The sequence below is a fragment of the Kribbella italica genome (assembly GCF_014205135.1).
Classification (GTDB): Bacteria; Actinomycetota; Actinomycetes; order Propionibacteriales; family Kribbellaceae; genus Kribbella; species Kribbella italica.
In genome coordinates this window covers 593595-604381 of record NZ_JACHMY010000001.1, presented here as the reverse complement: position 1 = coordinate 604381, position 10787 = coordinate 593595, and the positions used below count along the sequence as shown (strand labels likewise).

At 70.7% G+C, this 10787-nt stretch carries 9 protein-coding genes; 4 read left to right on the top strand and 5 right to left on the bottom strand.

Going from position 1 to position 10787, the window contains the following annotated elements; all coding sequences use genetic code 11:
- Positions 1 to 19: 19 nt before the first annotated feature.
- Positions 20 to 1282 (bottom strand): conjugal transfer protein, encoded by a 1263-nt coding sequence (locus HDA39_RS03050; protein WP_184793720.1) that lies wholly within the window; start codon positions 1280 to 1282, stop codon positions 20 to 22.
- 430 nt (positions 1283 to 1712) lie between these two features.
- On the opposite strand from HDA39_RS03050, the gene HDA39_RS03045 reads away from it, so the two are divergent.
- Both HDA39_RS03045 and trxA read left to right on the top strand, forming a co-directional pair.
- The gene (locus HDA39_RS03045) at positions 1713 to 2588 is read left to right on the top strand and encodes an aldo/keto reductase (protein ID WP_184793719.1); all 876 of its coding nucleotides are present in this window, start codon (positions 1713 to 1715) and stop codon (positions 2586 to 2588) included.
- Positions 2589 to 2899: 311 nt separating this feature from the next.
- Positions 2900 to 3289 (top strand): thioredoxin, encoded by a 390-nt coding sequence (gene trxA, locus HDA39_RS03040; protein WP_184793718.1) that lies wholly within the window; start codon positions 2900 to 2902, stop codon positions 3287 to 3289.
- Between the two features lie 856 nt (positions 3290 to 4145).
- On the opposite strand, the gene HDA39_RS03035 is transcribed toward trxA, so the two are convergent.
- The gene (locus HDA39_RS03035) at positions 4146 to 5414 is read right to left on the bottom strand and encodes an NAD(P)/FAD-dependent oxidoreductase (protein ID WP_184793717.1); all 1269 of its coding nucleotides are present in this window, start codon (positions 5412 to 5414) and stop codon (positions 4146 to 4148) included.
- A gap of 90 nt (positions 5415 to 5504) precedes the next feature.
- Here HDA39_RS03035 and HDA39_RS03030 point away from each other — a divergent pair, with 90 nt between their 5' ends.
- Complete coding sequence (locus HDA39_RS03030) at positions 5505 to 7061, top strand: helix-turn-helix domain-containing protein (protein WP_184793716.1); 1557 nt, start codon at positions 5505 to 5507, stop codon at positions 7059 to 7061.
- Between the two features lie 206 nt (positions 7062 to 7267).
- On the opposite strand, the gene HDA39_RS03025 is transcribed toward HDA39_RS03030, so the two are convergent.
- From HDA39_RS03025 to HDA39_RS03015, 3 genes are read right to left on the bottom strand one after another with little or no spacing between them, the layout of a single operon-like run.
- Positions 7268 to 8353, bottom strand: coding sequence for an FAD-dependent monooxygenase (locus HDA39_RS03025; RefSeq protein WP_184793715.1), 1086 nt, complete (start codon positions 8351 to 8353; stop codon positions 7268 to 7270).
- Entirely contained in the window at positions 8350 to 8913 is a 564-nt protein-coding gene (locus HDA39_RS03020) for an isoprenylcysteine carboxyl methyltransferase family protein (protein ID WP_184793714.1), read from the bottom strand. Before HDA39_RS03020 ends, HDA39_RS03025 begins: the two co-directional genes overlap by 4 nt.
- On the bottom strand, positions 8913 to 9956 hold the full coding sequence (locus HDA39_RS03015; protein ID WP_184793713.1) for a type III polyketide synthase: 1044 nt from the start codon (positions 9954 to 9956) through the stop codon (positions 8913 to 8915). Before HDA39_RS03015 ends, HDA39_RS03020 begins: the two co-directional genes overlap by 1 nt.
- A gap of 18 nt (positions 9957 to 9974) precedes the next feature.
- Between HDA39_RS03015 and HDA39_RS03010 the strand changes: the two genes are divergently transcribed.
- Positions 9975 to 10784 carry a UbiA family prenyltransferase gene (locus HDA39_RS03010; protein ID WP_337925603.1) on the top strand — a complete coding sequence of 270 codons (810 nt, stop codon included), beginning with the start codon at positions 9975 to 9977 and terminating at the stop codon, positions 10782 to 10784.
- The last annotated feature ends 3 nt before the right edge of the window (positions 10785 to 10787 follow it).

The following is a 10787-nucleotide window of genomic DNA, read 5'->3' as shown; positions in this document are numbered from 1 at the left end:
CGACGGCGGTCAGCTGTGGTCATCCGACGGCAGCCACTTGCCATCGTTGGGCTCCGTCCGCGGCGACGGTCCGCCGCAGGGTGAGCGTGTAGGTCTGGTCGAGGGTGGTGTCCCCCGTGCCCTTCCAGGTGACGGCACCGGTGGCCCGGCGTTCGTCATCGTTTCCGGTGAAGACCTGCCAGTCCTTCAGTTCACCGAGCTTCACCGCACCGTTCAGGCTGCGGATCGCGGCCCCCGGAGCGGCGACCGCCTCGACCTTGGCGTCGGACTCGGCGTACGCGCTGAAGAACGCCTGGGCGTCCCTCAGCGTGGCCGCGGCCAGGTCGTCGTCCGGTACGCCGGCATCCGGCATGTTGTCCGGCAGCGCCACCCGCTCGTCGGCCACGAACGTCGGGGGGCCGCTGGCGACGACCCTGGACGACGCTCGAGCCACCGGTACGGCGACGCGCTGCCAGCTGTAGGCCTGGCCGGCCCAGCCGCGGGCCTGCTTGATGAACGGGCGCACCTGCACCCGGACGTCGACGACTGCCGTGACGCCCCCGGAGTCGACCTTGACCTCACCCGGGTAGGCCGCGTTGGCGGTCTGCTTGCCTCGCCCGTTCCAGCCGGCGCGGGCGTCGAGCCCGGCGGCCAGGTCCAGGCTGATCTGCGCCGGACGGGCCTCCGGGTTGCCTTCGTCCCAGTTGAGGTAGGACACGGCGTACCGGGTCGCGACGGAGCGGGCCTCGTCGGCGGGGAAGCCGGACTGGTTGGCCACGGTGCCGCCGTTGGTCCCGGTGGTGGGCCGGACCCAGGAACGGACGCCGCTGATCGCCGCGAGCAGCAGCACGGCGACGACCAGGCCGCGGAAGAACCGCCGTGCCCAGGTCGAGAACGAGGACTCCGGCTCGGTCGCCCAGGGCGTCTGGCCCGGCTCCACCGGTCCACGCGGCGGCTGGGGTGCCGCGTGGGCTCCGTGCGCAGAGCGCTGGCGAAGACGTTCCGGGGGTCGCTGGCCGGGAGCGGCGGCGTGCTGCGGCGGCTGGTTCGCCGTACGAGGAGTCTCCGGGCCCTGGGGCCGGCGCGGAGGCGCCATCACCCCACCGGTGGCCGGAGGCGGCGCGCTGTACTGCGCGGCGACGCCCTGTGCCTGGCGAGGGGTGGGTGACACCGGGCCGTCGGGGTGCTGCCACCACTCCGGTGCGGTGTTCTGCGGACGGCCCTTGGGCTTCTTCGTCCGTCGCTGGTCCGACCAGTGCTCACCTTTGGGTGGCAGATTCAGGACCGTTCGCCACCAACTCATCTCTCCCCGCCCCTCAGACAGCAGTTACGCGGACAGTAGCCGGGAGGATACGGCAAGCAACTGTCCTCCGGGAGTCCTGGGACCAGGATCCGGATGCTCCATCGCTCCCCGCAGCCATACTGTTACCCCACTCGGGGGCAGATGCACCCTTCCGCTCGAAGCGTGACACCTTCGGTACCGTCGCCATAGCTCCTCTCTCATGCCCGACCGGCTCGATCAGGCAGCGCAAACCATGCCACACGCCGTGGACAGGTTCGAAAGTCCGTGCGAAGGACAGGGTAGAGAATCGATTCAACTGATCACGCAGTGTAGTCGATGCCCGTACCAGCCTGTGGAAAACTCTGTCGTGGCGCAGGGTCAAAGTAATAGGTTCTTGGTGACTTCGCCGACCATCGGGCCGGCGCCCGGAAGTACTGGCGGAAGGACTGGCATGGAGACTCGACGGCTGGGCAGGCTGGAGCACCACAGTTCGGTCCTGATCTACGGCGCCGCGGCGCTCGGTGGGGTCGATCAGGACACCGCCGACGCGTCGATCCAGGAGGCGCTCGAGGCCGGTGTCAACCACTTCGACGTGGCCGCCGACTACGGCGACGCGGAGCTGCGGCTGGGGCCGCGGATGGGTGAGATCCGGGACCGGATCTTTCTCGCGACCAAGACCGGCCGGCGGACCTATGACGAAGCGTGGTCGGAGATCAATCGTTCGCTCGAACGGCTCCAAACCGATCGGATCGACCTGATCCAGATGCACGCCGTCTGCGACCTGGAGAACCTCGACCTGGTGACCGGGAAGGGTGGGTCGCTCGAGGCCGCCGTACGGGCCAAGGAAGAGGGCATGGTCGGCGCGATCGGCATCACCGGGCACACCGCCCAGGCGCCGGCGGTGCACCGGGAGGGGCTGCGGCGGTTCGACTTCGACTCGGTGCTGACGCCGCTGAACTACCGGCTCTCGACCGACCCGCAGTACGCCGACGACTACGCGGCGCTGGTCGAGGCCGTACAGGCCTCCGACGCAGGCCTGATGACGATCAAGATGATCGCCCGGCGGAACTGGGCCGACGGCGAGGAGAAGACGTACGACACCTGGTACCGGCCGTTCGACGAGCAGCGCTACATCACGGCCGCGACGGCCTGGCTGCTCAACGGGCACCCGGAGATCACCGGGCTGGCGACGGCCGGCGAGACCCGGTTGCTGCGGCAGATGGTGGTCGCCGAGCAGGAGCGGTCCGAACTGACGCCGGAGGCCGCGGCGGCGATCCTGGACGAGGTCCACGACTACGCGTCTCCGTTCGTCGACATTCCGATCTGACCGCTCCACCGAACACGGCGCGGGCCGGGCTGGGAAGGGCAGATCCCTTCGGTGGGGCAGTCTGCCCCGGGAGAGTGCTTTCCAGTCCGGTGTCTCGCGGGACGTGAATCAGTTGTTCGGTTGAGGCAACCGATCGGATGGGCCGAGTCGTCGTACCCGGCGGCCGGTGCGGAGTGTGGCCGGCACGGTGCGATGTGTGAGGGTGGGAGCGCGCTCACCGGGGTACCGGTGCCGGTCGGGCGGGCCGTGGGAACACTGGCGGGGCCGCCGGTGTTGAACAGCGCGTATTCCCTATTCTTTCGGAGGTCGTAGTGGCAACGGTCGAGCTGTCCCAGCAGAACTTCGACGAGGTCGTCGGTTCCGACGGGCTCGTCCTGGTGGACTTCTGGGCTGAGTGGTGCGGTCCGTGCAAGATGTTCGGGCCGGTGTTCGAGAAGTCCTCGGAGGAGCACTCGGACATCACCTTCGGCAAGGTGGACACCGAGGCGCAGGTCGAGCTCGCGCAGGCGTTCGAGATCCGGTCGATCCCGACGCTGATGGCGGTCCGGGACGGTGTCGTCCTGTACTCGCAGCCGGGGGCGCTTCCGGCGCCGGCGCTGGAGGATCTGATCAGCCAACTGCGTGCGGTGGACATGGAAGAGGTCCGGGCGCAGATCGCGGCGCACGAGGCCGAGCACGGGAGTGAGCCGCACACGCACTGAGGTTTTCAGGACAACAGGCCCTGGTTCCGTCTGAGTTGGACGGGACCGGGGCCTTTGTCGTTGGTGGTGTGGGGTTACGACCTGGAAGGTTTGGGGTGGGGCGGGTGGTCGGGTTCGTGCTGGGGTGAGGGGTTCCGACTTGGAGGTCGGGGGCGCAGTTGCCGGGGTGGGCGGCGTACGGGCTGGTGGCAGCACGACGAGAGCGTGGTTCCCAGGTGCTGGTGGGAACCACGCTCTCGGGACCGGTCTCGGGGTTGCCGGTCGGTGGTGCTGCCGCCTCAGGGGAGGCGGGTGGTGCGCTCCGTCCCGGAAGGGACGGGTTGCCGCTCAGGGTCGAGCGGGTGGTGCCGGGTCGGCTCAGGCGCAGCCGGGGCCCGTTGTTCTGGTCCGCCCCGCATGGCGGACTTGGTGCTGCCCACTCCAGGCGCGAGTGGGGTGGTGCTGCCCGCTCGCTGCTGAACGGGTCGTGCCTCCCGCGCAGGGACGGGGAGTGGTGCGCCCCGCCGAGGGTCCGGCGGGAGTGGTGCGCCCGCTGAGGGTCCAGCGGGGGGTGGTGCGTCCCGCCGAGGGTCCAGCGGGGGTGGTGCGTCCCGCCGAGGGTCCGGCGGGGGCTTGCGTCCCGTTGAGGTGCCGGGAGTCGTGCGCCCCGTTCTGAGGTGGAGCGGGGATCGTGCGCCCCGTTGTTGAGGTGGAACGGGGGTCGTGCGCCGCTCGAGGAGCGAGCGGGTGGGGCGCCCGCGCTGGAGGCGGGTGGGGCCGGGGCAGAGATCTCTGGCCGGCCGGGTGGGTCGTGGCGGTGAGGTGTCGCCACGGCCCGGGTCGGTGGCGGGTCGCTGGATGCGATCCGCCACAAAGGTCAGCGGAGTGGGTCGAACGGCGCCAGCTCGGCGGGACGGCGGCCGGTGGTGATGGTCTCGGCCAGGAGCTGGCCGGTGATCGGGCCGAGCGTGATGCCCCACATGCCGTGCCCGCCGGCGGCAAAGACCCGCGGGGACGACGTGGCACCGATCAGCGGGAGGCCGTCCGGCGTACAGGGGCGCGGTCCGACCCACTCGAAGGTGCGGGCGTCCAGGTCGGCGTCGCGCAGCAGCGGACGGGCGGCCTCGACGATCGCGTCGATCCGGCGCGGGTCGAGCTTCGCGTCGGGCTTGCGGAACTCCATCATCCCGGCCACCCGGAGGCGGTCGCCCAGCGGCGTGCAGGCGATCCGCTGCGCCGGGAAGTACACCGGTCCGGCCGGTACGTGCGCCATCGGGACACTGAACGAGTACCCACGACCAGCCTGTACGACGGTCCGGACGCCGAACCGCCGCGCCAGGTCGCCGAGCCACGCACCCGTCGCCATCACGACCGCGTCGTACTGCTCGCTCGCGCCGTCGGCGGTGACCACGCGGGTGTCGCGGATCCCGTCGACGATGTCGGCCACGTTCTCGCCGCTGAGGATCCGGCCGCCGCGGGCGACGACCGAGTCGGCGAGCAGCTGGACGTAGTCGCCGGGGTTGATGAAGCGCTGGCCGTGCAACCGGATCGCCGCGCCGATCTCGTCCGACAGAGACGGCTCGATCTCCCGGGCGTCGTCGCCGGTGATGGCCTCGAACTCGATGCCCTGGCCGGCGGCGTGGATGTGCTCGATCTCGTCGAGCAGCACCGCGCGCTCCTCAGTGGTCCGGTACGCCGCGAGGAACGACTTGGCCTCGTACGTCTCGGCCTCGACCCCGGCCTTGGCCAGCAGGTCGAAGGCGCTCAGGGCCTGCCGGTTGATCGGGACCAGCGACTCCATCGCCGTCTTCCAGCGCCCGGCGGTGCTGTTGCGAGCGAACCGGGTCAGGAAGGACAGCAGCCGCGGGCTCGCGGTCGGCGGTACGTAGACCGGCGAGGACGGGCTCAGGACAGCGCGTACGCCGTACTTGAGCACCGCGGGCTCCGGAAGCGGGGTCGCGAGGCCCGGCGTGAGCCAGCCCGCGTTGCCCCAGGACGCTCCCGCGGCGACACCCTCACGGTCGTACACGGTGACCTCGATGTCGCGCTCCTGGAGGAACCAGGCAGTGGCGAGGCCGACCATGCCGGCGCCGACGATGGCGACCCGGTCGGGGACGATGTGTGTGGTTGAACCAGCAGCGACCATGTTTCGATGGTGCGCCGGTCCCGGAGCGCTGTCATGGTGCGATCGCACCACTGCTGGAGCAAATGACAGTGCGCAGAGCACAATAACCTTATGATCACCGCGCCTGACCTGGTCGTTGCCGTCGGCCCAGCCCTGTTCGAGACCGTCGTCGCGGGTCAGGGAGACACCGAAGTGCGGGACGTCTTCCTCGCCGATCCGCAGGAACCGGCGACCGGTGGGCCCGGCGATCTGGTCCTCGGGCTCGGCCTGCGCAACGCCGAGGAGGCGGTCGAGCTCCTGGAGCGCTGTGCCGCCGGCAACGCGTCAGGCGTCGTACTGCGGACCGGTCTGGCGCAGGAGCCGGCTGTAGTCGCTACGGCGGAGCGCTGGCTGCTCACACTCATCGCGCTCCAGCCGACCGTGACCTGGGCGCACGTGGTCTGGCTGCTCCGCGGCGTCATCGACCGGGCGGCCGCACCTGACTCCCCCGCCGCTGGTGACGCTGGGGTCCACCAGGAGCTGTTCGCCCTGGCTGACGCGGCCGCGGCGATCGTGGACGCGCCGGTAACCATCGAGGACAACCAGTCGCGGGTGCTGGCCTACTCCTCCCAGCAGGACCTGTCCGACACCGACCCGACCCGGGTGTCGACCATCGTCGGCCGCCGCGTGCCCGCTGAGGTGATCGCCCACTTCCGCGCCCGGGGCATCTTCCGGCGGCTGGCCCGGTCGAGCGAGCCGTTCCTGGTGCCCGACGGGCCGAACGGCATCCGCCCGCGGCTCGTCGTACCGGTCCGGGCTGGTGGTGAGTGGCTGGGCTCGATCTGGGCGGTAGTGGACGGCCCGGTGAGTCAAGAGGTCACCGAAGAGCTCAGCAACGCGGCCTCGGTGCTGGCACTGCACCTGCTGCGACTCCGGGCGCAGGCGGACGTTGCCAGGCGCTCGGCGATCGACCGCCTGCGCACTGTGCTCAGGCAGTTCTCTCCTGAGGCGCCGGTAGAGGTCAGACTCCCCTCACCGCCCTGGCGGGTGGTCGCACTGAACTCACCCGACGGGTACGACGTACCGCAGCAGCTGGACCTGTGGGAGTCGCTAGGTCGCCGCCAAGGCTGGAGTGAGCCGCTGCTGGCCGACCTGGACGGCACTGTGTTCGCTGTGGTGTCCGACGGTGAGGCTGTGCCCGGCTCCTGGCGCTGGCTGCGCAAGCTGGTGGGCGACCAGGCCAAGGACAACCCCGGTACGGCGGCCGCCGCCGGTGGGCGCGCCCGCTACCCCGCTGACCTCCCCAGCTCCCGTGCCGAGGCGGTGGAGCTGCTGAACCTCGTACGGCGTGGTGTTGCGCGCGGACCGGCGCTGCGGGTCGAGCAGGCCTGGCACGTACTGACTGTTCACCGGGCGGTCACCTCGCTCGACACCACCAAGATGGACGGGCCGCTGGCCACGCTGCTGCGGCACGACATCGAGAACGACACCGCGTTCGTCGACACGCTGGAGGCGTGGCTGAACCATCCGGGCCAGCCACAGCAGGCCGCGAAGGACCTGCACCTGCACACCAACACGCTGCGGCACCGGATGAAGCGGATCGGCGAGATCGCGCGGCTCGACCTGGCGGACCCGCGGGAACGGCTCGCGCTGCAGCTGCAGATCGCGTCGGTCCGCACCGAGCACTGAGACGTTCGCCACAGCCCGACGTAACAAGGCTTCACATTCCGGCAATCGATGGGCAACATCCGGGTGGAAAAGTACTGATCACGAAGACGTCTCAGCCCCCTTCAGGAAATGCCGTACCAGGGAGCTGAGCCGAGTGGGTCGAACTCTTCACCAGGGAGCTCGAACCATTTGGGCCCGGCGATTGTCTGAGCGATCGCCGGGCCCCTTCATGTCAGGCGGTTGACGATTGCGCCGTAGACACCTGGTAGCGCGGCCGCGGCAGGGACGATGCGGGGAGCGAGCAACGATCTGTTGCGGGCCCAGAGCAACGATGCGGTGAGCGCGCGGCACTCCCAGGAAACACGGCGCCAGGCGGCCTCGTAGTCCTCGGGGCGGTCGTCACGAATGCAGTCGACGAGTTCGGCGGAGGTCCTCAACGCCACCGCGATCCCCTCGCCGGTGAGCGCGTCGACGTAACCGGCGGCGTCGCCGACCAGCAGGACACGTCCCGCGACGCGGCGTCGGACTCGCTGACGCAGTGGCCCAGCACCCAGTACGCCGGATGCCGGCGGCGCGTCGCCGAGGCGGGCGCGCAGGCGGGGGAAGGCGCGGAGGTGGTCGTCGAAGGAACCACGCGCCGAGGTGAGGACGGCGACGCCGACGAGGTCGTCGGCGACGGGTGTCACGTAGGCCTCACCGAGGGTCGACCAGTAGACCTCGACCAGGTCGGACCAGGGACGGACGAAGAAGTGCTGCCGTAAGCCCCGCCGCGCCGAACTCGCGCCCGCCCCCGCGGGGCGGGAAGAGGAGCGGGAGCCGCCGAAGCTGAGGGCAGCGCGGGAGGAGCGGGCGGGGGCGGCGGCCAGGCCCAGCTGGCGGCGGATCGGTGAATGGAGACCGTCGGCGGCGGCCAGGTAGCGGGCGGTGTGGCCGGCGGCGGTGACCGAGGAAGAGGTTTGCGAGATCTCGCCCACCCGAGCGCGGACGACAGGTACACCAAGAGCGTCCAGGCGCTGCCGTAGACCGCGCTGGAGTTCGGTACGGCGGACCCCGAGCCCAGGGCCGGCGCTGAAGCGGGCGTCGACGGAGTGCGAAGCGTCGAGGTACCGGATGCCGTGGAACGGCCGACCCTCGAACTGCACCCCCAGGCGCGACAAGTAAGCGGCGGCGCTGTGAGCGATCCCCTCCCCGCAGGCCTTGTCGATAGGTCCTTCACGAGGCTCGATCACGACCACCTCGAGCCCGGCGAGCGCCGCCCGGATCGCCGTCGCGGCTCCCGCAGGCCCCGAACCGGCGACGAGGAGGTCGATCACGGGGCCGGCGGGTGCGCGGGCGGTGCTGAGCCGCCGCCGGTCAGCGCGGTGTCCAGTGCCGTCTCCTCGGCGCGAATGCGGACCGCGAGCAGCGGCAGGTTCAGCACCGTGAACACCACCGCGGTCACCCACGCCGTGTGCACCAGTGGCAGCGCGATCCCCTCCAGCACCACCGCCACGTAGTTCGGGTGCCGGAGCAACCGATAGGGGCCGCGAGCAACCAATGACAACCCCGGTACGACGATCACCCGCGTGTTCCACTGCTTCCCGAGCGTGCCGATGCACCACCACCGCAATCCCTGCGCCAGCAGTACGACGGCCAGCATCGTCCACCCCAGCGCCGGTACGAACGGGCGGTCGGCAACGATCGCCTCGACCAGGCACCCGGCCAGCAGCCCGGTGTGCAGCACCACCATGAACGGGTAGTGCCCCTTCCCGGACTCCACCCCGCCCTGCCCGAAACTCCACGCCGCGTTGCGCAGCGAGACGACCAGCTCCGCGACCCGTTCCAGGCCGACCAGGAGCACCAGTACGACGTACCACCACAACGACGGGTCCATCACCACTCCATCAGCACGAGCTCGGAACAGAAACCCGGGCCCATCGCCAGCAGCACGCCCGGACCTGCAGGATCCAGGGTCATGGTGTCACCGAGCACGTGCAGCACCGAGGACGACGACAGGTTGCCGACCGCATCGAGCGACTTCCAGGTCAGGTCGAGCGCCCCCGGCCGCAAAGAGAGCGTCCCGGCGACCGCCTCCAGCACCTTCGGCCCGCCCGGATGGCTCACCCACGTCCCGATCTCGGGCACGGTCAGGCCCCAACCATCGAGGAACTCCCGGACGTCGCCGCCGAGGTACTTCCGCACCACCTCCGGTACGTCGGCCCCGAGCACGATCCGGAACCCGCCCGACCCGACGTCCCACCCCATCACCCGCTCGGAGTCCGGGTACAGCCGGCTCCGCGTCGCGACCACCGAAGGCCCAGCAGCCGACCGATCGGCACCAGTCATCACCACAGCCGCAGCACCATCGCCGAACAATGCCCCACCCACCAGATTGGGCAACGACGAATCATCCCGCTGCAGCGTGAGCGAGCACAACTCCACCGACAGCAGTACCGCGACGTGCGACGGGTACGCCGTCAGGTAGTCGTGCAGGCGAGCGATCCCCGCCGCTCCCCCGACGCACCCGAGCCCGAACAGCGGCAGCCGCTTCACGTCCTCGCGCAGCCCGAGCCGCATCGCCACCCGCGCGTCGATCGACGGCGCCGCGACGCCGGTCACGGTCGTGAACATCAGCAGATCCACGTCGTCGACCGTCAGCCCCGCCGCCGCGAGCGCGCCGCTCACCGCCTCGGCCCCGAGATCGACCGCGGCCGCGATCCACGCGTCGTTGGCCGCGCCGAAGTCCTTCAACTCGCCGTACTGCTCCAGCGGAATCGCGAGGTGCCGCGACGACACGCCCGCGTTCGCGTGCAGCCGGCGCAGCAGCGCGAGCCCCTTGCCGTCGGGCAGGCACAGGTCCGCGAACGCCTCGGTGAGCTCGGCCTGCTGATACCGGTACGGCGGCAACGCGGCCTGCACCGCGGCGATCCGGCTCATCGTGGCATCGTTGCTTCGGTGAGCCGACTCGCAGCCGTCAAAGGTCTGGCTCTGGCCTGCCACCCCGGCCCGACCGTTGCCGTCACCGCCCTGGTCACGGCCGTCGCCTGGTCCGCGGGCCGCGGCCTCGCCGGATCTCTCCTCGTTGCCGCAACCATCCTCACCGGCCACCTCTCGATCGGCTGGAGCAATGACGCGATAGATGCCACCCGCGACTCCATTGTGAACCGGCGTGACAAGCCTGTCGTCCTGGGACTCGTCGGCCGCCGGACGTTGTGGGTCGCGGCGGTCGTCGCGCTGGCCGTCACGATCCCGGTCTCGCTCGCCAACGGCGTCCTGGCCGGCCTGGCCCATCTGCTGTTCGTCGCCTGCGCGTGGGCGTACAACCTCGGGCTCAAGTCGACACCGGTCTCCTGGCTTCCGTACGCCGTGGCGTTCGGCGCGCTGCCGTCGTTCGTCACCCTCGGCACGACGGGCGCCTGGGCGCCGTGGTGGGCCACGGCGGCGACCGCGCTGCTCGGGGTCGGCGCACACCTGGCGAACGTCGTACCGGATCTCGCCGACGACCTCGCGACCGGCGTACGGGGTTGGCCGCAGCGGCTCGGGCAGGCCTCCAGGCTGCTCGCGCCGCTCCCCCTCGCTGCTGCCACGGTCCTGCTCACGGTCGCGCCGGCGGGCCCGATCGGCGTCGTCGGCTGGATCGCGCTCGGCGTGGTCGCCGTCCTGCTCGGCGTGATCGTGGCGTGGAAGCAGGCGCCGTTCCTGGTCACGATCGGCGTGGCCGTCGTCAGCGTGATCGTCCTGGTCGTCCGCGGCGACGCGCTCTGACGG